This window comes from Nocardioides sp. Root190, assembly GCF_001428565.1.
Taxonomy (GTDB): domain Bacteria; phylum Actinomycetota; class Actinomycetes; order Propionibacteriales; family Nocardioidaceae; genus Nocardioides.
On record NZ_LMIA01000001.1, the window covers coordinates 666,453 to 685,547 of the forward strand.

Consider the following 19,095-nt stretch of genomic DNA (forward strand, 5'->3'; position numbering starts at 1 on the left):
CGGTCGGCCACGAGCGTCGGCCACGAGCGTCGGCGTAGTCTCCGACAGTGCCCCGCCCCACCCGCACCGGCGCCCTCCCCGTCGTCGTGCTCCTGCTCTTCGTGGCGGGCTGGGCGACCAACCACTTCGCCGCGATCATCCCCGTGCTCCGCTATCGCGAGGGGCTCTCGGCCACGGTGCTGGCGGGCGCCTTCGGCGTCTACGCGCTGGGCCTCCTGCCGGGCCTGCTCGGCGGCGGCGCGCTGTCGGACCGGGTGGGTCGCCGACCCGTCGTCCTCGTCGGCAGCACGGTCGCCGCGGCCGGCAACCTCCTGATGCTCTGCTGGCACCCGGCCGCCGGGATCTACACCGGCCGCCTGGTCGTGGGGGTCGGCGTCGGGCTCGCGATGAGTGCCGGCACGGCCTGGGCGGCCGACCTCGGCGGTCGCAGGGGTACGACGATCGCAGGCACCGTGCTGACCGCCGGGTTCGCCTGCGGCCCGCTCGCCACCGGCCTGGTCGCGCAGGTCGTCCCCTCCTCGGTGGACCTGGCCGCGCCCTTCCTGATCACGATCGCCCTGTCCGTGGGCGCGATCCTCGCGGCCCTACGACTGACCCCGCCGACGCGCGCCACCGCGCCCGCCGGGGCTCCCGCGACCACCTCGACGCCGGGCGAGCAACGCAGCGTGGGACGGGCCCTGGCCCGTTCCGTGCCGATGGCCCTGTGGGTCTTCTCGACCGTGACGGTCCCGCTCATCGTCCTCGCCGGCCGCGTCGGCGGAGAGCACAACGGGCCGTGGCTGCCGGGCGTCGCCGCGGCGCTCGCGCTCGGCACCGGCGTGGCCGCCCAGGTCATCGCGCGCCGGGCCGAGTGGGGTCCCCGGGCCGGCATCGCGGGCGCCCTGCTCGCGGCGGTCGGCTTCTCCCTGGCTGCTGTCGTCGACGCCTCGGCCGACGTCGCGCTCTTCGTCGTCGTCGCGGTGGTGCTCGGGTCGGCGTACGGCCTGTGCCTGCGCTCGGGGCTGGTGGACGTGGAGAACCTGACACCGCCGGCGCACCGCGGCATCACGATCGGCATCTACTACGTCTGCACCTACCTGGGCTTCGGCCTGCCGGTGCTGCTCGAGGCACTGCGCGGGCCGGTCGGCACGCTGACGCCGTTGCTGGTGCTCTCCGGGCTCGCCGTCGCTGCGGCCGTCCTGCGAGCGGCGCAATTGCGCTCGGCTGCCGTCAGGGCGTGAGCATCCCGGTGCTCCGGGCCCGGCGCAGCCAGTCGGGGTACTCCGTCATCAGCCGTTCGAACAGCGCGTCGTCGCTGATCGGCTGCTTGCCGATCAGCTCGTCGTCGGTGACGGCGAAGAAGTCGGCGTTGTCGGTGAAGCGTCCGTCGAGGTCGTCGAGGCGCTGGAGGTACTCGAACCGGTCCGACCCGATCCCGAGGAACTGCCAGAAGATCGGCTCGTACGACGCCGAGCGGATCTGCTTGGTGGCGACGGCCTTGTCGGTGGGCGCGCCATCGGTGATGAACATGACGTAGACCGGGGTCGCTGCGGGAACCGGCTCGCCACGCTCACCCGACGTGCCGAAGTACTGCTTGCGGATCGCGGCCATCGCGGCGCCGTACCTGGTGTTGTACTCGAGCGGGTGGGCCTTGACCAGCTTCTTGATGTACTGCTGGTAGCCGTCCAGGGACAACCCGTCGGGCTGGTGGACCTTCTCCCCGAAGAGGAAGACGTCGACCTCCCCGTCGTCGTCGAAGCGCAGGCCCAGGGCCAGCACCCGCTCCGCGAGCTTCTGGACCAGGCCCTTGGAGTAGCGCGAGGACATGGACCCGGAGATGTCGAGCACGAGCGCGACGCGGGCGGTGTGCTCGCCGAGGCCCTTCTTCTCCAGCGAGACACCGGCGGTCTTGACCAGCGAGAGCATCGCCGTGTCACCGCTGCCGCTCAGCTTCTTCTCGAGGTCGACGACGCGCTTCTTCTCGAGGCTGACGCTCGGAGTGGGGGCAGGGGGCGGCGGAGGCGGGGGCGGCGGGGGCGGCGGGGACGCAGCCGGGGCCGGCTCGCTCTCGACCTGCACCCCGAAGTCGCCCGCCAGCCCGGCCAGACCGTCGGTGTAGCCCTGCCCGACGGCGCGGACCTTCCACTCCCCGGCGCGGCGGTAGACCTCGGCGAAGACCATCGCCGTCTCGGTCGTGGCCGGGATCTCGCAGCGCACCGCGGCCGGCGCGGTCGGGTCCGCGGCGACCTCGACCCCGAGACCGCCCAGTCCGCCGAAGGTCGTCGCGGCGGCGTCGATGGACGCGCCGATGACGACCTTGTCGATGTCGACCGGGAGGGCCGCCATGTCGATGCGGACCTGGTCGACGGTGCCGGTGCCGCGCGTCGACTTGCCGAGGTGGGTCACCGCACCACCCGCACCCGTCGGCTGGTTGTAGAAGACGAAGTCCTCGTCGGAGCGGACCCGACCGGACGTCGTACACAGGAACGCGGAGAGGTCGGCGTCGGCCCCGGACGTGGTGGTCCAGGTCAGCGTCACCACCACGGTGGCGGGCAGGCCCGCCTGAGTCACTCCGACATTGCCGCCCCGGGCCAGCATCTGCGTCACGCGGACATCGTACGGACGGCAGAAATCTGCGGCAGCCGGAATATTTGAAGACTCAAGCATCTTGGAGCCGATGACAACGTTTGAGACTTCAAGTAATCAGGAGGGCCGATGGCCGCCGAGCTGCTGCACCACGGCACCACCCCCACGCTGCCCGCCGCGACCGTCCGGACCAGCGTGAGCGTGCCGTTGCGCTTCCCCGACGGCTACGCGACCACGGCGACCGTGAGCACCTTCGCCGACCTGGCCGACGGCCGGGAGCACCTCCTGCTCGGGCTGGGCGACTGGCAGGGCGCACTGCGCCGTGCGGCCCTCGGCGGCACCGCTCCCCTGGTCCGGCCGCACAGCGAGTGCCTGACCGGCGACGTCTTCGGCTCCGAGAGGTGCGACTGCGGACCGCAGCTGCGCGAGGCCGTCGAGCGGATCACCGAGACCGGCGGGTTCCTGCTGTACCTACGCCAGGAGGGCCGCGGGATCGGCCTCTACGCCAAGCTCGACGCCTACGCGCTCCAGGACGCCGGGCTCGACACCTACGAGGCCAACACCGCGCTCGGTCGCGGCGAGGACGAGCGCGACTACACGGCCGCCGCGCAGATGCTGCTCGCCGTCGGAGCCGACCGGATCCGGCTCCTGAGCAACAATCCCGACAAGGCGATCCAGCTCGAGGACCTCGGCATCGTGGTCACCGAGCGCGTGCCCACGGGCGTCCACCTCACCGACGCCAACGCCCGCTACCTGACCGCGAAGCGGGACCACACCTCGCACACGTTGAGCCTCTAGCCTGATGCGTACGAGCACCCCGGACCGCTCAGCGGTCGCCCCGACAGGCAAGCGAGCCGAAGGAGGAGCCATGTCCGACGACGTACCCGACGACCTCTGGCTCACCGACGAGCAGATGGCGGCCTGGCTGCCGTTCATGCGGACGTTCGTCCAGCTGCCCCACGCACTGGACCGGCAGCTCCGCGAGACGGCCGGCATCAACCACGCCCACTACGGGATCCTCGCGATGCTCTCCGCGCAGCCGGACCGCACCCTGTCAATGAGCGCCCTGGCTCACCAGACGGCGACCAGCCCGTCACGCCTCTCCCACGCGGTCGCCGGGCTCGAGCAGCGCGGATGGGTCGAGCGCAGCCAGTGCACCGAGGACAAGCGCATGCAGTACGCCGCCCTCACCCCCGCCGGCCAGGCACTGCTCGACGAGGTCGCCCCCGGCCACGTCGCCACCGTGCGACGGCTGGTGTTCGACCAGCTCAGCGCCACCGACGTGGCGGACCTGCGCCGGATCCTGACGAAGATCGTCGCCGCCGTCGAGGGTTGAGCCGGACTCGTCGTACCCCTCCGGATGGCCAGGACGAATGGCCCGTTGGGCCTAGGACTCTCCCCCCAGCGGAGGGCGCGCGAGCGGGGTCGACAGGCGCACCATCGATGGGAGCTCAACGACGAGCACCCATCGAACGGAGGCCGGTCATGACCTGGCACACCACGACCACGACGAAGGCAGACCTCGACGGCCTGCTCGCGCACATCAAGCACGAGGGCGGCACCGTCGCCAGCTGTCAGCACTGCACGGGAGGCCTGCTGGTCACGTGGTTCACGCTGTGACGCGGGCGGCGGCCTGGTCGCGGGCCGGCCTGGGCTGCAACACGCTGTCCACCTGACCACCCAAGGGTTGTCGTCTCTTCCACGCCGTCCCAGCACGGCTTTCGAGACGGGAACTGTCGGGTAGTGAGGTGGACAGCGTGTTGCAGCGCAACTCGGCGCCCGCAACGCCAACAGCGTGTTGCAGCGGACGTCGGCCCGCACGCGAGCACCCCGCGCGACGGATCAGCTCCAGTCCACGCTGAAGTACTGGGTCTCCTGGTACTCCTCGAGCCCTTCATGGGCACCCTCGCGGCCGAGGCCGCTCTGTTTGAGGCCACCGAAGGGCGCCGACGGGTCGGAGACCAGGCCCCGGTTGATCCCGACCATGCCGGCGTCGATCCGCTCGGCGAGCTGCAGCGCGCGCTTGAGGTCCCCGGCGAAGACGTACGCCGCCAGGCCCATCTCGCTGTCGTTGACCAGCTCGACCAGTGTGTCCTCGTCGTCCCAGGTCACGATCGGCGCGACCGGGGCGAAGATCTCCTCCTGCACGAGCCGTGCGTCGGGGGCGACGTCGGCAACGACGGTCGGTGCGAGGAAGTAGCCGCTGAGACCGTCGGGCACCTCGGCGCGGGCGACCACCCGCGCGCCGCCGGCCAGCGCGTCGTCGAGCAGCCCGTTGACCCGGTCGACCGCGCGGGCGTTGATGAGGGGTCCGATCTCGGTGCCCGGCTCCGCGCCGCGGCCGACCACCAGCGCGGACACCCGCTGGGCGAGGAGCGCGGTGAACTCCTCGGCCACGGCGACGTGCACGTAGAGCCGGTTCGCGGCGGTGCAGGCCTGGCCGCCACCGCGGAACTTCGCGACCATCGCCCCGTCGACGGCGGCGACCACGTCGGCGTCCTCGGTGACGACGAAGGGTGCGTTGCCGCCGAGCTCCATCGAGGCATTGAGGACCCGGTCGGCGGCCTGGCGCAGCAGGTGGCGCCCGACGCCGGTCGAGCCGGTGAAGGAGATCTTGCGGACCCGCGGGTCGGCCAGCCAGGTGCCGACGACGTCGTCCGGTTCGGTGGTGGGTACGACGTTGACGACTCCCGCGGGCACCCCGGCCTCGGCGAGCAGGCGGGCGACGGCGAACGCCGTCAGGGGCGTCTCGGCTGCGGGCTTGAGCACGACCGTGCACCCCGCGGCCAGCGCGGGGGCGATCTTGCGGGTCGCCATCGCCGCCGGGAAGTTCCACGGCGTCACCAGGGCAGCGATCCCGACCGGGCGACGGGTCACGACCGAGCGGACGCCGCCCGCGGGCGCCGACCCGAAGGAGCCGTCGATGCGCACCGCCTCCTCGGCGAACCAGCGGAAGAACTCCCCCGCGTAGGCGACCTCGGCACGGGCGTCGGCGACCGACTTGCCGTTCTCGGCGCAGATCAGGGTGGCGAGCTCGTCGGCGTCGCGTCGCATCAGCTCGAAGGCCCGGTGCAGGATCTCCGAGCGACGACGCGGCGGGGTCGCGGCCCAGCCCGCGGCGGCCGCCGCGGCGGCGTCGACCGCTGCCGTGGCCTGGTCGGCGCCGGCATTGCCGACCGCGGCGAGGACCGCCTTGTCGGCGGGGTCGTCGACGTCGTAGGTCCCGAGGTCGCCGCGCAGCCAGGCTCCGCCGATGTGCACCCCGTGTGCCGGCGCGAGCCGGGCGAGGATCTCCTCGAGCGAGGTCGCCGTCGCGACCGTGCTCATCGGGCGATCCCGGCGAGCGCTGCCTCGACGACGTCGAAGGCCTCGTGCAGCTGGGCGTCGGTGATCGAGAGCGGAGGCAGGAAGCGCAGGACGTTGCCGTAGGTGCCGCAGGTGAGGACGATGACCCCCTCGGCGTGGCACCGCGCGGCGATCTCCCTGGCCAGTGCGGGGTCCGGGGCGTCGGTGTCGGCCACGACGAGCTCGACGGCGAGCATCGCGCCACGCCCCCGGATCTCCCCGATCCGGCTGTCCCGGGCAGCGATCGTCCCGAGCCGCGCGACCACCAGGTCCTCGATCGCGCCGGCCCGCGCCACCAGGCCGTCGGCCTCGATGGTCTCGATGACCGCGAGCGCCGCGGCGCAGGCGAGCGGGTTGCCGCCGTACGTCCCGCCCAGTCCGCCCGCGTGGACGGCGTCCATCATCTCGGCGCGACCGGTGACGGCGGACAGCGGAAGGCCGCCCGCGATGCCCTTGGCCGTCACGATCAGGTCGGGTACGACGTCCTCGTGGTCGCACGCGAACATCGCGCCGGTGCGGGCGAAACCGCTCTGCACCTCGTCGGCGACGAACACCACGCCGTTGGCCCGGCACCAGTCGACCAGCCCGGCGAGGAAGCCCTCGGCGGGGACGATGAAGCCGCCCTCCCCCTGGATCGGCTCGATCACGACAGCGGCCAGGTTGGCGGCACCGACCTGCTTCTCGATGACGTCGATGGCTCGTGCGGCGGCGTCCGCACCGTCGAGATCCCCGTCGCGGTAGGGGTAGGACAGCGGCGCCCGGTAGACCTCGGCGGCGAACGGCCCGAACCCGTGCTTGTAGGGCATCGACTTGGCGGTCATCGCCATCGTCAGGTTGGTGCGGCCGTGATAGGCGTGGTCGAAGACGACGACGGCCTGGCGACCGGTGTGGTGGCGGGCGATCTTGACCGCGTTCTCGACGGCCTCGGCGCCGGAATTGAAGAGCACCGAGCGCTTGTCGTGGTCGCCCGGGGTGAGCCGGTTCAGCTGCTCGGCAACGGCGACGTACCCCTCGTAGGGCGTGACCATGAAGCAGGTGTGCGTGAACGCGGCGGCCTGCTCCTGGACGGCTGCGACGACGCGGGGCGCACTGGAACCGACGGTGGTGACCGCGATGCCGGAGCCGAGGTCGATCAGCACGTTGCCGTCGACGTCCTCGACCAGTCCGCCGCCGGCGTGCGCCGCGAACACGGGCATCGTCGTGCCGACGCCCGACGCGACGGCTGCGGTCTTGCGGGCCATCAGCGCGATCGAGCGGGGGCCCGGGATCTCGGTGACCAGGCGACGGGCTCGGTCGAGCTCCGGCTGGGCGGTGGGCGCGGGCGCGGGGGCAGACGTCTCGGTCACCTCTTCATGGTGCGCCGCGCCCTTGCATGTCGTCCAATGCCAGTTGGTTCGGATTTGCATGTCCTCACGGCATATTCTCGATGCATGGACCTGCGCCTCCTGACCACCTTCAGCACCGTCGCCGACCTGGGATCGGTGAGCGCAGCGGCGGCCGCGCTCCACGTCACCCAGCCCGCCCTGTCGCGGCAGGTCCAGCAGCTCGAGCGCCAGGTCGGCGTCAGCCTCTTCCACCGGCACCACCGGCGGCTGAGCCTGACCGCGGCCGGCCACACCTTCCTGGCGGCCGCACGCGACGTGCTGACCAGCTCGGAGGCCGCCCGGTCACTGGCCGAGGCGCTCGCCGCCGGACGCCTGGAGCGGGTCCGCGCCGCCGCGCCCACCACGACCCTCACCGACGTGGTCGCGCCCTTCCTGGCCACACTCGGGCCCGAGGATCCACTGATCACGGTGCAGGAGGCGCACTCGGCGCAGGCCGTCGACGGTCTCCTGGACCACCTCGACCTGGCCGTGCTGACCATCCCGCCGCCACGCCACCTCGCGAGCGCGACGGTCGCCGAGCTCCCGGTGTGGGCCTACGTCCACGCCGATCATCCGTACGCCGGCCGCGACGCCGTACCCGTCGCCGAGCTCGCCGACCAGCGCCTCCTGGTCCTCGACCCCGGCTCCCGCCCCCGGACGCTCCTCGACGAGGCCCTCCTGCGCGCCACGATCGCACCCCGCGAGGTCGCGGAGTGCTCCAACCCGCAGGTCGCCCAGGCCCTCGCTGCTGCCCGCCGCGGCGTCGCCGTGGTGTCCGACGACCCGCGTTTCGACCTCGAGCGAGCCCTGGTCCTCGACGCCTCCGGCACCCCCCTCAGCCTCAGGCTGGTCGCCGCCTGGGACCCCCAGCACCACGCCGCGACCGAGCTGGCCGCGATCGCCGCGCGCCTGGCGGGCTTCTGCGCCGAGCGCTACCCGCCGTCGTCGTGGCGAGCGGGCTTGTAACTACGTGTTCGTGCTCGAAAAACCGCCTCACAGCACCCGGGTAGGTGCAACAGCGCCCGGGAAGATGACCGGAGTTGACGGGAGTGCCGAGGCCGAGAGCGCGGTACGACGCACTCCGGCCCGGCACATCCGGCGCAACGCCCCCCACCTGCCCATCCGGCTACCGCCGTGCTGTGGCACCTACCCGGGCGCTGTGACACGCGGAACGCGACACGAACACGTAGTTACAAGCGGCGTGCGGGTCAGACGATCGTGCTCGCGTCGATCACGAACCGGTAGCGCACGTCCGAGGCGAGGACCCGCTCGTACGCCTCGTTGATCGCGTCGGCAGCGATGACCTCGATCTCGGAGCCGATGCCGTGCTCGGCGCAGAAGTCGAGCATCTCCTGGGTCTCGGCGATACCGCCGATCATCGAACCCGAGAACGACTTGCGGCCGTAGATGAGCGCCATCGGCGACACCTCGAACGCCGACGGAGGGGCCCCGACGTTGACCATCGCGCCACCGACGGCGAGCAGGCCGAGGTAGGCGTTGGCGTCGATGCTCGCGCTGACCGTGTTGATGATGATGTCGAACCGGCCGGCGAGCACCTCGAAGGTCGCCGGGTCGCTGGTCGCGTGGTAGTCGTCGGCGCCCAGGCGCTCCGCGTCCTCCTGCTTCTTCAGCGACTGCGACAGCACGGTCACCTCGGCGCCGAGGGCGTGGGCGATCTTGACGCCCATGTGGCCCAGGCCGCCGAGGCCGACGACGGCGACCTTCTTGCCGGGACCTGCGCCCCAGTGGCGCAGCGGGGAGTACGTCGTGATGCCGGCGCACAGCAGCGGTGCGGCCGCCGCGGGGTCGAGGCCCTCGGGCACCGAGAGCACGAAGTGCTCGTCGACGACGACGTGCGTGGAGTAGCCGCCCTGGGTGGTGCTGCCGTCGCGGTCCCGCGCGGCGTAGGTGCCGACGGAGCCGTTCAGGCAGAACTGCTCGTCGCCGCCGAGGCAGGCAACGCACTCACGGCAGGCGTTGACGAGGCAGCCGACGCCGACGCGCTGGCCGACCTCGTGCCGGGTCACGGCCGAGCCGACCTCGGTGACGATGCCGACGATCTCGTGACCGGGGACGACCGGGTAGGGCTGGGGACCCCAGTCACCTCGGACCGTGTGGATGTCGGAGTGGCAGATGCCGGCGTACTCGATGGAGATCAGCACGTCGTTGGCGCCGACCTCGCGGCGCTCGATCGTGGTGCGGACCAACGGCTCGCCGCTCGCCGGTGCGGCGTGGGCGATGACCTCGGTGCGGGTGTAGCTCATGGGACTCTTCTCCTCATCGACTGCGTTCATTGCGGAGTTCATTGCTGCGTTCATTGCGGAGTTCACTTGGCCTTCCTCAGCTCGTCTGCGAGCTCTGCGGCGGAGGCCGACCACGTCGCCGCACCCTCCTCGTCGCCGGCCACGACCGCCTTCCAGTAGTCCACCTTGAGCTGGACGTACCGACGTCGTACGGCGAGCAGCTCGGCCTCCCGCTCCAGGCGCCTTCCCTGGGCGGCGAGCAGCTCCACCTGGAGCCCGGCGGCAGCAGGGCCGAGCACGCTGTTCGCGACGTACTGGCGCATGTCGTTGACCGACATGCCCGTCGCGCTCAGGCAGGCCACCCACATCAGCACGTCGAGGTCGTCCTCGTCGTAGACGCGGTGGCCGCTGCTCGCCGATCGGCTCGGCGGGCGGACGACCCCGATCGACTCGTAGTAGCGCAGCGTGCTGGCCGGGAGTCCCGTCAGCGCCGATGCTTCCTTGATCGAGAAGGTCCGGGTGTCGGCTCGTGCACTCACTTCATCGAGCGTAGGAACTTCAAGTACTTGAAGTCAAAGGTGACCTGCGGCACCCCACCGCAGCGCGTGTCACGGCAGGACCGGCGGCTCCGCACCCAGCGCGACGAGGCTCGCGACGTACGCCTCCACGTTGCGCAGCTTGACGCCCTCGTAGCCACGGACCATGTCGGGCAGCTCCGCGATCGCGACCGCCCGGTCGTAGGACCCGGGCGCCAGGTCGCGGGCGAGGTCGGTGACCAGGTCTCGGTAGTGATCCCGCAGCGCCCGCTCGACGCGACGCACGTGCGCCCGACCGAACGGGTCGGCCGCCGTGCCGCGCAGGCGCTTCATCCGGGCCAGGGTCCGCAGCGAGCCGTGGGAGCGTGGGCCGAAGGCGATCTTCTTCGTGCGCCCCATCGCCTTCAGCACCGGCGGGTGCAGCTGGAAGGAGATCGTGCCGGCGGGGAAGGCGCCACCGGTCTCGGCGAGGAACGCCGGATCGGTGAGCAGGCGGGCCACCTCGTACTCGTCCTTGTACGCCGTGAGCTTGAACAGGTGACGCGCAAAGGCCTCGCCCAGCCGGGTGTCGGTGGTGACGGCGCGCTCGGAGGCGACGACGTCGACGACCGCGGCGACGTAGGCGTCGGCGAGCTTCTCGTCCTGGTAGTCGACCAGGTCGGCAGCACGCTGCTCGACCAGCCGCAGGACCTCGCCCTGGAGACCGGACGCGGCGACCGAGGCCGGCACGTGACGCTCGCGGACCGTCACCACCCGCTCGTTGGCGGCACGGAACGCGGCCGGATCGGTGATGGCGACGCGACCCCAGCGGAAGGCGGCGACGTTGGCCGCCACGGCGGTGCCGTTGATCGCGATGGCCTCCTCGATCGCGGCGGCCGGGAGCCGCAGGGCTCCGGTCTGGTGGGCGGCACCGACGAGCAGGAAGTTGGCGGCGACGGTGTTGCCGAAGATCCGCTCCGCCGCCTCGAGGGCGTCGAAGTCGAAGAGCTCGAGGCTCGCCGTGCGCACCCGGTCCAGCAGACCGGACTCGTCGGGGTGCAGGACCGTGTGGTCCTCGACCATGGCACCGGTGGCGGTCCGACTGGTCGAGACGACCGTGCGGGTCAGCGCCGCGTTGCCGAAGGCGAGGTTGCGGTCCTCGGCCAGGGCCAGCAGGTCGAAGCCGAGGAAGCAGTCGGCCGACCCGGGGGTGAGTCGGTTCGCCGGCTCGAGGTCACCGGCCGCGAACCGCAGGTGCGCGGTGACGGGCCCCGCCTTCTGGCTCATGCCCGTCTGGTCGAGCGACTCCACGGCGTACCCCGCGCGCAGCGCGGCCGTCGCCAGGACCTGGTTGACCGTGACGATGCCGGTGCCGCCGATGCCCACCATGTAGACGTTCTGGGTCGTGGCGACCCGCTCGTCGGCGCTGCTCGCGACCACGCTCGGCGGGGTCGGGTAGGACGGCTTCTTCCGTCCGGCAGTCGTGCCCGCCTTGCCCGCCTTGCCAGCCCTGCCCGCCTTGCGTGCACGACGCGCACTCGGCGCGGTCTCCACGGTGACGAAGGACGGGCAGTCGCCGTCGAGGCAGCTGTAGTCGGTGTTGCAGGAGGTCTGCTCGATGCGGGTCTTGCGGCCGTACTCCGTGTCGACCGGCTGCACCGAGAGGCAGTTGCTCTTCGCTCCGCAGTCGCCGCAGCCCTCGCAGACGGCCTCGTTGATGACGACGCGCTTGGTGCGCGACGGCAGCGAGCCCCGCTTGCGCTGGCGGCGGGCGTCGGCGGCGCAGTGCTGGTCGTAGATCAGCACGGTCACTCCGGGCACGTCGCGCAGCAGCCGCTGGGCCTCGTCGAGGCGGTCGCGGTCCCACAGCAGCGTGCCGGGGGCCAGGTCGCGCTTGCGGTGCCGGTCGGGCTCGTCGGCGCAGATGATGATCTTCTTGACGCCCTCGGTGTGCAGCTTGTGGGTGAGCGCGGGGACGCCGAGCGCGCCCTCGGCGTCCTGCGCGCCGGTCATCGCGACGACGTCGTTGTAGAGCACCTTGTAGGTGATGTTCACCCCCGCCGCGATGCACGCCTGGACGGCGAGCTGGGCGGAGTGGAAGAAGGTGCCGTCGCCGACGTTCTGGAAGATGTGGTCGGCGTCGGTGAACCACGACTGGCCGATCCACTGCGCGCCCTCGCCACCCATCTGGGTGACGCCGGTCACCGCGCTCTCGGCGCGGTCGGAGATGGTCACCATGACATGGCAGCCGATGCCGCCGCCGCCCATCGAGCCCTCGGGGAGCACGGTCGAGCGGTTGTGCGGGCAGCCGGAGCAGAAGTACGCCGACCGGCTGGCCGAGAGCAGCGGCAGGACCGTGCGCGGACGCTGCGGCGGCGTGAAGGTGAGCCGGTCGCCGAGCGCGTGGCGCAGCGGCGCGAGCAGGCGTCCGGCGGTGAGCTCGCCGTCGGCGGGGACCAGCAGCTGGCCCGCGGCGTCCTTCTTGCCGATGATCCGGGGGGCGGCGTCGGTGCCGTAGAGGAGGTCGCGGATCTGCATCTCCATGAAGGAGGTCTTGTCCTCGATGACGAGGATCTCCTCGAGGCCGTCGGCGAACCGGTGGATCGCCTCCGGCTCGACGGGGCTCATCATGCCCATCCGCAGGAGGCGGACGCCTGCCGCGGCGAGCGCGTCGTCGCTGACGCCGAGGTCGCTGAGCCCCTGGCGCAGGGAGTCGAAGCAGCTGCCGGAGGCGACCAGTCCGAGCCGCGCGTCCGGCGGGTCGATCTCGGTGACGTTGAGGCCGTTGCGGGCGGAGTACTCGTGCACCAGCGCCGTCCGCGGTCCGACGAGCTCCGCCTCGGCGCCGACGATCATCGCCGGGCGCAGCACGATCGGGCTCTGGGTGTAGGCGTAGGGCTGGCCGTTCCAGTCGATGGCCGGGTGCACGGGGGTGAGGTCGAGGTCGGCACTGTCGACGACCCAGGCACCGTCGGCGACGTCGGCGACGATCTTGAGGGCGACGACGCACCCCGTGGCGCGCGACATCTCGATCGCGTGGAGCCCGAGCGTCACGACCTCGGTGGCGTTGCGCGGGAACAGCACCGGGATCCCCAGCGCGGCGAGCGAGCGCTCGCTGACGGCCGGCACGGTGGAGGACTTCGATGCCGGGTCGTCGCCGACGAGGAGAACGGCGCCGCCACGGCGGTTGACGCCGTACATGTTGGCGTGGCGCAGCGCGTCGGTGGCGCGGTCGACGCCCGGCCCCTTGCCGTACCAGAAGCCGGTGACGCCGTCGTGGGTCGCGTTGGCTGCGGGGAGGTCGATCTGGCTGCCCCAGACCGCCGTCGCGGCGAGCTCCTCGTTGAGGCCGGGGACGAAGCGGATGTCGTTGGCGTCGAGGACGTCGCGCATGTCGCCGAGCATCTTGTCCAGGCCACCGAGCGGGCTGCCCTGGTAGCCCGAGACGAAGGAAGCCGTGTGGAGTCCGCGGCGCCGGTCGAGGGCGCGGTGCTCGACCAGCAGGCGGGCGATGGCCTGCACACCGGTCAGCAGGGTCGGCGCCGCGCCGACCCGGAAACGGTCGTCGAGGTCGTACGGCGCGGTGGGCTCGGACGCGGGGCGGTGAAGCAACTCGGTCACGCGCACGAGCATCCTCCCTCAGTGCGCCGGGTCACAATGCTCGACGTCCGGTTGAGCGACGATTCGCAACCCTCACGACGAACCAGCGCCGACTCGCGCAACAAAGTGGAGGAACGACGTACTGTTCATTGCGTGAGCGAACCGGCCACCCTGGACCCCACCGACCGCGCGATCCTCGACCTGCTGCGCGAGAACTCGCGGCGACCGCTGCGCGAGATCGCCGATGCCGTGGGCCTCACCGTCGCGCCCGTGCAACGCCGGATCGCGCGCCTGGAGAAGCTGGGGGTGATCGAGCGCTACACGGTGCGGATCAACCACGGCCGGATCGCCACCGGCATCGAGGCCATCGCCGAGCTGCGCTTCCAGGGCCCGCACGACATCGCCACGATCATGGACTTCGTCTCGGGCATCCCGGAGGTCGAGGAGATCCTCACCCTCGCCGGCGACCCCGACGCCCTGCTGCGCCTGCGCGTCGACGGCGTCGAGCACCTGCGGCGGGTGGTCGCGCGGCTGCGCTCGGAAGGTCCCGCGATGAGCACCCGGACGCTGGTCATCCTGGAGGAGTGGAACCGCGCGTCCTCCGGATGACCCGCCTGCCGACACCCGCCGTGACAGGCTTCGGGACATGAACCGTCGGACATTCCTGGGTGGTGCCGGCCTCCTGACCGGCCTCGGCGCCCTCACCACGTTGACGGCCTGCGGCGACGAGCCCGAGCCGACCGGGAAGGACGAACCCACGCCCGAGCCCACCCGGAAGGACAGCGCGATGCCCGAGCCCACCCGTCACACCTACGGCGAGGACCCGAGCCAGTACGCCGACCTCCACCGGCCCGAGGGCGATCCGCGCGGCGTCGTGGTCGTCATCCACGGCGGCTTCTGGAGGTCGGAGTACAACGCACAGGACCTCGGTACGCCGCTGGCCGAGGCCCTTGCCGCCGAGGGCTGGGCCGCGTGGAACCTGGAGTACCGCCGCGTCGGCGACGGCCAGGGTGGTGGCGGCGGGACCCCCACCACCTTCGACGACGTCGCCGCCGGGATCGACCTGCTGGCCGAGCTCGACCTCGACCTGTCGACGGTGGTCACCCTCGGCCACAGCGCCGGCGGCCACCTCGGCGCCTGGGCCGCGGGGCGCGGCGAGTCCGGCTGGGCCAACACGGTCCCGGTGACCCACGTGATCAGCCAGGCAGGCGTCCTCGACCTCCGCGCCGCCGATGCCGAGAGCCTCGGCGGCGGCGCCGTCCAGGCGCTGCTGGGCCACCCCGCGACCGAGGCCGACGCCCGCTACGACCCGGCGCAACAGCTCCCTCTCGACGTACCCGTCTGGTGCGTGCACGGGACCATCGACGGCAACGTGCCGTTCCGACAGTCCGCGACGTACGTCGAGCGCGCGATCGCCGCCGGAGCCACCGCCGAGCTGGTCGAGGTCAGCGGTGACCACTTCGTCGTCATCGACCCCACCTCCGCCGCGTGGACGCGGCAGCTGGAGATCCTCGACGGCATCGGCTGAGCGACGTTCTCCGGCCGGTCAGCGGCTGTGCGGGACGACCACGTCGTCGGCGTGCTCGCCGGCGTCGGGGTACAACGCCAGGGTCAGCGCGATCCCGACCACGAGCCCGACCACCTGCATGCCGACGAAGGCCGGCGCCGAGCCCGGGGCGATTCCGGCGAAGGTGTCGGTGAACACCCTGCCGAGGGTCACGGCCGGGTTGGCGAAGGACGTCGAGCTGGTGAACCAGTAGGCCGCGCCGATCCACGCTCCGACGACCGGCGCCGCGAGCAGGCCGCGACCGGTCCTGGCCAGGGCGAAGATGATCGCCACGAGCCCGGCGGTGGCGACGACCTCGGCGACGAGGTGGCCGCTGCCGAGACGGTCCTTGGTCGAGAGCGCCAGGTCGACCTCGAACATGACATTGGCCAGCACCGCTCCGGCGATGCCGCCGGTGGCCTGCGCCACGGCGTACGCACCGACCTCCGGCAGGCTCAACCCCGCACGCGTACGACGCCCGAGGAACCAGTCCGCGAGCGAGACGACAGGGTTGAAGTGCGCCCCCGAGACGGGACCGAGCCAGAGGATCAGGACGGTCAGTCCGAAGACGGTCGCCATCGAGTTCTCCAGCAGCTGGAGACCGACGTCGTCGGGCGAGAGGGTCTGCGCGGCGATGCCGGAGCCGACGACCACGGCGACCAGCAGGCAGGTCCCGAGGAGCTCGGCGAGCAGGCGGCGCGGCAACGGGGAGGGGGCGGGCGTGCTCACGTCGCACATCTTGACGTCCCGGGGGTCGCTCAGTCAAACTTGACTCAATGAACATTGAGAGAGTTTCGGGCACGGGTGACGAGCTGACCCGCAGGACGGCAGTCTTCGCGGCGCTCGCCGATCCAACGCGGCTGCAGGTCGTCGACCTGCTGGGCCTGGGAGACGCAGCCTCCTCGGAGCTCTCGGCCCTGCTCGGGACGGCGTCCAACCTGCTGGCCCACCACCTCGGGATCCTCGAGTCGGCAGGCGTCATCGCCCGGCACCGCTCGGAGGGCGACGGCCGGCGGAGCTACTGGCGGCTGGTCGAGCACGCCCTCGACGACCTCGGCGCTCCGACCCTGCCGGTCCCGGGGCGCGTGGTGTTCGTCTGCACTGCGAACTCGGCTCGCTCCCACCTCGCTGCCGCCCTGTGGCGGCAGGCGAGTCCCATCCCCGCGACCTCGGCAGGCACCCACCCCGCGCGCGCCATCGCGCCCGGTGCCCTGGCCGTCGCCCGGCGCCACGACCTCGACCTGCCCGAGGTCGTACCCCAGCACCTGGCCGACCTGGCCCCGGCCCTCGGCGCCGACGACCTCGTCGTCACCGTGTGCGACCGCGCCCACGAGGAGATCGGCAGCTCGGCCCGGCTCCACTGGTCCGTCCCGGACCCGGTCGCCGTCCGGGGACGCGCCGGCTTCGACCGGGCCCACGACGACCTCGCCGCACGCGTCGCACGGCTCACCCCCCTGCTTGCCCGCGCGTCCTGACCATCCCCGTCACCTGAGGAGACCTCCCATGGCCGCCGACCCGACTCCTGACTCAACTCCCGACGTACCCGTCGTCCTGTTCCTGTGCGTCCACAACGCCGGGCGCTCGCAGATGGCGCTGGGCTTCTTCAACCACCACGCCGCCGGTCGGGCGATCGCCCGCTCGGGCGGGTCCGAGCCGGCCGATCAGGTGAACCCCTCCGCGGTCGCGGCGATGGCGGAGCGCGGGATCGACATCGCCCGCGAGTTCCCCAAGCCGTGGACCGACGAGATCGTCCGCGGCGCCGATGTCGTGGTCACCATGGGCTGCGGCGACGCGTGCCCCTACTTCCCCGGCAAGCGGTACGAGGACTGGAAGCTCGAGGACCCGGCCGGCATGGACGTCGACGGCGTGCGCCCCGTGCGCGACGAGATCGAGCGGCGCGTGTTGGCCCTCCTCGACGAGCTCGGCGCAGCTTCCGAATGAGCGGATCCCGCTCTCGACAAGGCCTGCGCGGCGGCGTAGCGTCAGGGGCGGCCATGGACTCTCGGGTCTCGTCAAGCAACGGCGGCTGACCAGCCCTGGCCGATCAGATCACGTTCGGAACCGCCGCCATGCCACCTTCCTCGGCCTCCCGCTCCCGGTCCGCCACCCGCTCCGCCTCCTTGCGCCTCGCGACCAGGTCGGCCTCCCACCTCACGACCGTCGCCGTCGCCGGCCCTGTCGAGCACGGCACGGCCACGTCGTTCGAGTCGGCCATCGGCACCTGCCTCGCCGAGGTGCCGGACGCCCTCGCGATCGACATGAAGGACGTGACCGCGCTCTGCTACGCCGGCGTCGCCACCCTGATCGCGGCGCGCGACCGCGCGTTGCACCAGGGCACCGCCCTCGGCGTGGTGGATCCCAGCCCCACCGTCACGAAGGTGCTCGCTGACCTCGGCCTCCAGTCGATGCTGGTGCGCGACCCCTCGGTGTCGCGCCGCGCGGTGCCGGGCGTGCTGAGCCGCTGACCAGCGGTCTCAGACCAAGCCCGACCAAGCCCGGGACCGGGCAGGCCGTCAGGCGCCGACCGGTGACCGGCCGATCTGCACCAGCTCGACGTCCGGGGCGGGGGACGCCGGACCGCAGCAGCCGCCGCCGGAGCTCTCCGGGTCGTCGAACACGCCCGCGCCACCACAGACTCCGGTGTCGGGCAGGACCAGCTCGACCCGTGCGGCCGCCTCGTGGTCGCCGGCCAGCTCGGCGACGACACTGCGCACCTGCTCGTAGCCGGTGAGCGCGAGGAAGGTCGGCGCGCGTCCGTAGGACTTCATGCCGACGAGGTAGAGGTCGGGCTCCGGCTGGGCGAGGTCGGCCGCACCGGTCGCCTGCACCGAGCCGCAGGAGTGGAGGTTGGGGTCGATCTCGGCGGCGATCCGACGCGGCGCCTCCAGCGTCGGGTCGAGGTCGAGGCGCATCTCGGACAGGAACGAGAGGTCGGGCCGGAAGCCGGTCAGCACGACCACGGAGTCGGCGGGGGCGAGCTCCCTGCCGTCCTCGCCCACCAGCACCGCACGACCGTCCTCGCGACGGACCTGCGCGGTGCGGAAGCCGGTGACCAGCTCGACCACCCCGGACTCGACAGCGCGCTTGGCCCGCTGCCCGAGGGCACCGCGCTCCGGCAGCTCGTCAGCGGCTCCGCCGCCGAAGGTGCCATCGCCGACGACGCGGCGGATCGCCCAGGTGATCCGGGTGCCTGGGTGCTGCTCGGCGATCTGCACGAGCTCGTGCACGGCATTGAAGGCTGAGTCACCGGAGCCGACCACCACGACGTGCCGGCCGGCGTAGCGCGCCGGCTCGGCGCGATTCGGCACCTGGTAGGCGAGCAGGTCGGCGGCGCCGCGCTCGCCGAGGGCGGGGACGCCGTCGGCACCCGCCGGGCTCGGCAGCCGCCAGGTTCCCGAGGCGTCGATGACCGCGCGGGCCTCGAGACGGGACTCGTTGCCCCCGGCATCGGCCACGTGGACGGTGAACGGGGCGCCTGCCCGGTCGGCGTCGACCAGCCGGTCGCGACCCTTGCGGGACACGGCGATCACGCGGGCGTCGTACCGCACGCGGTCGCCGAGCACCGCGGCCAACGGGGCCAGGTAGCCGTCGATCCACTCCGCGCCGGTCGGGTAGCCCGAGGTGGGCGCGGCCCATCCAGTCGGCTCCAGCAGCCGGGCGGACGCGGGGTCGACGAGCTCGGGCCAGCCGGAGAAGAGCCGGACGTGGCCCCACTCCGCGACCGCCGACGCCGGACCCGTGCCGGCCTCCAGCACGAGCGGCACCAGTCCGCGCTCCAGCAGGTGGGCGGCGGCGGCCAGGCCCTGGGGCCCGGCACCGATCACCACCACGGGCAGGTCTCCACGTGCCGCGTCGGCCAGCTCGTTCATCAGTCGCTCCTCGTCTCGATCGCATCTTGCATCGACGTTCGTCGATGT

Annotated in this window: 18 protein-coding genes; 10 read left to right on the plus strand and 8 right to left on the minus strand. The window is 72.2% G+C overall.

Annotated elements, in window-relative coordinates; all coding sequences use genetic code 11:
* The first annotated feature begins 47 nt into the window (after positions 1 to 47).
* Positions 48 to 1,220: an MFS transporter gene (locus tag ASE01_RS03155; RefSeq protein ID WP_056748515.1), complete on the plus strand. Its 1,173-nt coding sequence runs from the start codon at positions 48 to 50 to the stop codon at positions 1,218 to 1,220.
* On the opposite strand, the gene ASE01_RS03160 is transcribed toward ASE01_RS03155, so the two are convergent.
* Positions 1,210 to 2,577: a VWA domain-containing protein gene (locus ASE01_RS03160; protein ID WP_235535846.1), complete on the minus strand. Its 1,368-nt coding sequence runs from the start codon at positions 2,575 to 2,577 to the stop codon at positions 1,210 to 1,212. The two genes, ASE01_RS03155 and ASE01_RS03160, sit on opposite strands and share 11 nt — an antisense overlap.
* Before the next feature lie 117 nt (positions 2,578 to 2,694).
* Here ASE01_RS03160 and ASE01_RS03165 point away from each other — a divergent pair, with 117 nt between their 5' ends.
* The 3 genes from ASE01_RS03165 to ASE01_RS25380 all read left to right on the plus strand — a co-directional run bounded on the left by ASE01_RS03165 (position 2,695) and on the right by ASE01_RS25380 (position 4,185).
* Positions 2,695 to 3,363, plus strand: a complete 669-nt coding sequence (locus ASE01_RS03165; RefSeq protein WP_056748517.1) for a GTP cyclohydrolase II — start codon at positions 2,695 to 2,697, stop codon at positions 3,361 to 3,363.
* Positions 3,364 to 3,433: 70 nt separating this feature from the next.
* Positions 3,434 to 3,901 carry a MarR family winged helix-turn-helix transcriptional regulator gene (locus tag ASE01_RS03170; protein ID WP_056748518.1) on the plus strand — a complete coding sequence of 156 codons (468 nt, stop codon included), beginning with the start codon at positions 3,434 to 3,436 and terminating at the stop codon, positions 3,899 to 3,901.
* Between the two features lie 149 nt (positions 3,902 to 4,050).
* Positions 4,051 to 4,185 carry a hypothetical protein gene (locus ASE01_RS25380; protein WP_268788644.1) on the plus strand — a complete coding sequence of 45 codons (135 nt, stop codon included), beginning with the start codon at positions 4,051 to 4,053 and terminating at the stop codon, positions 4,183 to 4,185.
* A gap of 222 nt (positions 4,186 to 4,407) precedes the next feature.
* On the opposite strand, the gene ASE01_RS03175 is transcribed toward ASE01_RS25380, so the two are convergent.
* Together ASE01_RS03175 and gabT are read right to left on the minus strand one after the other, a co-directional pair.
* A complete protein-coding gene (locus tag ASE01_RS03175; protein WP_056748519.1) occupies positions 4,408 to 5,892 on the minus strand; it encodes an NAD-dependent succinate-semialdehyde dehydrogenase in 1,485 nt (494 codons plus the stop codon).
* A complete protein-coding gene (gabT, locus tag ASE01_RS03180) occupies positions 5,889 to 7,256 on the minus strand; it encodes a 4-aminobutyrate--2-oxoglutarate transaminase (protein ID WP_056748520.1) in 1,368 nt (455 codons plus the stop codon). The genes ASE01_RS03175 and gabT overlap by 4 nt, the downstream gene beginning before the upstream one ends.
* Before the next feature lie 84 nt (positions 7,257 to 7,340).
* On the opposite strand from gabT, the gene ASE01_RS03185 reads away from it, so the two are divergent.
* Positions 7,341 to 8,240 carry a LysR family transcriptional regulator gene (locus ASE01_RS03185; RefSeq protein WP_056748521.1) on the plus strand — a complete coding sequence of 300 codons (900 nt, stop codon included), beginning with the start codon at positions 7,341 to 7,343 and terminating at the stop codon, positions 8,238 to 8,240.
* A gap of 242 nt (positions 8,241 to 8,482) precedes the next feature.
* Here ASE01_RS03185 and ASE01_RS03190 read toward each other — a convergent pair whose 3' ends face one another.
* From ASE01_RS03190 to ASE01_RS03200, 3 genes are all read right to left on the minus strand, one after another.
* Positions 8,483 to 9,538 (minus strand): NAD(P)-dependent alcohol dehydrogenase, encoded by a 1,056-nt coding sequence (locus ASE01_RS03190; protein ID WP_056748613.1) that lies wholly within the window; start codon positions 9,536 to 9,538, stop codon positions 8,483 to 8,485.
* A 62-nt stretch (positions 9,539 to 9,600) separates the two neighbouring features.
* The gene (locus ASE01_RS03195; protein ID WP_056748522.1) at positions 9,601 to 10,056 is read right to left on the minus strand and encodes a MerR family transcriptional regulator; all 456 of its coding nucleotides are present in this window, start codon (positions 10,054 to 10,056) and stop codon (positions 9,601 to 9,603) included.
* 69 nt (positions 10,057 to 10,125) lie between these two features.
* The gene (locus ASE01_RS03200) at positions 10,126 to 13,653 is read right to left on the minus strand and encodes an indolepyruvate ferredoxin oxidoreductase family protein (protein ID WP_056748614.1); all 3,528 of its coding nucleotides are present in this window, start codon (positions 13,651 to 13,653) and stop codon (positions 10,126 to 10,128) included.
* A 132-nt stretch (positions 13,654 to 13,785) separates the two neighbouring features.
* Here ASE01_RS03200 and ASE01_RS03205 point away from each other — a divergent pair, with 132 nt between their 5' ends.
* Positions 13,786 to 14,241: an Lrp/AsnC family transcriptional regulator gene (locus tag ASE01_RS03205; protein ID WP_056748523.1), complete on the plus strand. Its 456-nt coding sequence runs from the start codon at positions 13,786 to 13,788 to the stop codon at positions 14,239 to 14,241.
* Between the two features lie 37 nt (positions 14,242 to 14,278).
* Positions 14,279 to 15,160 (plus strand): alpha/beta hydrolase family protein, encoded by an 882-nt coding sequence (locus ASE01_RS03210; protein ID WP_082605756.1) that lies wholly within the window; start codon positions 14,279 to 14,281, stop codon positions 15,158 to 15,160.
* Between the two features lie 18 nt (positions 15,161 to 15,178).
* Here the strand turns inward: ASE01_RS03210 and ASE01_RS03215 are convergent, their stop codons facing one another.
* Positions 15,179 to 15,916 (minus strand): aquaporin, encoded by a 738-nt coding sequence (locus tag ASE01_RS03215; protein ID WP_056748524.1) that lies wholly within the window; start codon positions 15,914 to 15,916, stop codon positions 15,179 to 15,181.
* A 38-nt stretch (positions 15,917 to 15,954) separates the two neighbouring features.
* Here ASE01_RS03215 and ASE01_RS03220 point away from each other — a divergent pair, with 38 nt between their 5' ends.
* The 3 genes from ASE01_RS03220 to ASE01_RS03230 all read left to right on the plus strand — a co-directional run bounded on the left by ASE01_RS03220 (position 15,955) and on the right by ASE01_RS03230 (position 17,643).
* Entirely contained in the window at positions 15,955 to 16,653 is a 699-nt protein-coding gene (locus ASE01_RS03220) for a helix-turn-helix domain-containing protein (RefSeq protein ID WP_056748525.1), read from the plus strand.
* A gap of 28 nt (positions 16,654 to 16,681) precedes the next feature.
* Positions 16,682 to 17,119 (plus strand): arsenate reductase ArsC, encoded by a 438-nt coding sequence (locus ASE01_RS03225; protein ID WP_056748526.1) that lies wholly within the window; start codon positions 16,682 to 16,684, stop codon positions 17,117 to 17,119.
* 128 nt (positions 17,120 to 17,247) lie between these two features.
* Complete coding sequence (locus ASE01_RS03230) at positions 17,248 to 17,643, plus strand: STAS domain-containing protein (RefSeq protein WP_056748527.1); 396 nt, start codon at positions 17,248 to 17,250, stop codon at positions 17,641 to 17,643.
* A gap of 48 nt (positions 17,644 to 17,691) precedes the next feature.
* Here the strand turns inward: ASE01_RS03230 and ASE01_RS03235 are convergent, their stop codons facing one another.
* The gene (locus tag ASE01_RS03235) at positions 17,692 to 19,047 is read right to left on the minus strand and encodes an NAD(P)-binding domain-containing protein (RefSeq protein ID WP_056748528.1); all 1,356 of its coding nucleotides are present in this window, start codon (positions 19,045 to 19,047) and stop codon (positions 17,692 to 17,694) included.
* Positions 19,048 to 19,095 lie beyond the last annotated feature (48 nt).

Bases quoted from the DNA above. Each gene is read 5' to 3' on its own strand.
- ASE01_RS03170 (WP_056748518.1), top strand. From the start codon at position 3,434: ATGTCCGACGACGTACCCGACGACCTCTGGCTCACCGACGAGCAGATG.
- ASE01_RS25380 (WP_268788644.1), top strand. From the start codon at position 4,051: ATGACCTGGCACACCACGACCACGACGAAGGCAGACCTCGACGGCCTG.
- ASE01_RS03210 (WP_082605756.1), top strand. From the start codon at position 14,279: ATGAACCGTCGGACATTCCTGGGTGGTGCCGGCCTCCTGACCGGCCTC.
- ASE01_RS03165 (WP_056748517.1), top strand. From the start codon at position 2,695: ATGGCCGCCGAGCTGCTGCACCACGGCACCACCCCCACGCTGCCCGCC.
- ASE01_RS03175 (WP_056748519.1), bottom strand. From the start codon at position 5,892: ATGAGCACGGTCGCGACGGCGACCTCGCTCGAGGAGATCCTCGCCCGG.
- ASE01_RS03225 (WP_056748526.1), top strand. From the start codon at position 16,682: ATGGCCGCCGACCCGACTCCTGACTCAACTCCCGACGTACCCGTCGTC.
- ASE01_RS03160 (WP_235535846.1), bottom strand. From the start codon at position 2,577: ATGCTGGCCCGGGGCGGCAATGTCGGAGTGACTCAGGCGGGCCTGCCC.
- ASE01_RS03230 (WP_056748527.1), top strand. From the start codon at position 17,248: ATGCCACCTTCCTCGGCCTCCCGCTCCCGGTCCGCCACCCGCTCCGCC.
- ASE01_RS03235 (WP_056748528.1), bottom strand. From the start codon at position 19,047: ATGAACGAGCTGGCCGACGCGGCACGTGGAGACCTGCCCGTGGTGGTG.
- ASE01_RS03185 (WP_056748521.1), top strand. From the start codon at position 7,341: ATGGACCTGCGCCTCCTGACCACCTTCAGCACCGTCGCCGACCTGGGA.
- ASE01_RS03220 (WP_056748525.1), top strand. From the start codon at position 15,955: ATGAACATTGAGAGAGTTTCGGGCACGGGTGACGAGCTGACCCGCAGG.
- ASE01_RS03215 (WP_056748524.1), bottom strand. From the start codon at position 15,916: ATGTGCGACGTGAGCACGCCCGCCCCCTCCCCGTTGCCGCGCCGCCTG.
- ASE01_RS03190 (WP_056748613.1), bottom strand. From the start codon at position 9,538: ATGAGCTACACCCGCACCGAGGTCATCGCCCACGCCGCACCGGCGAGC.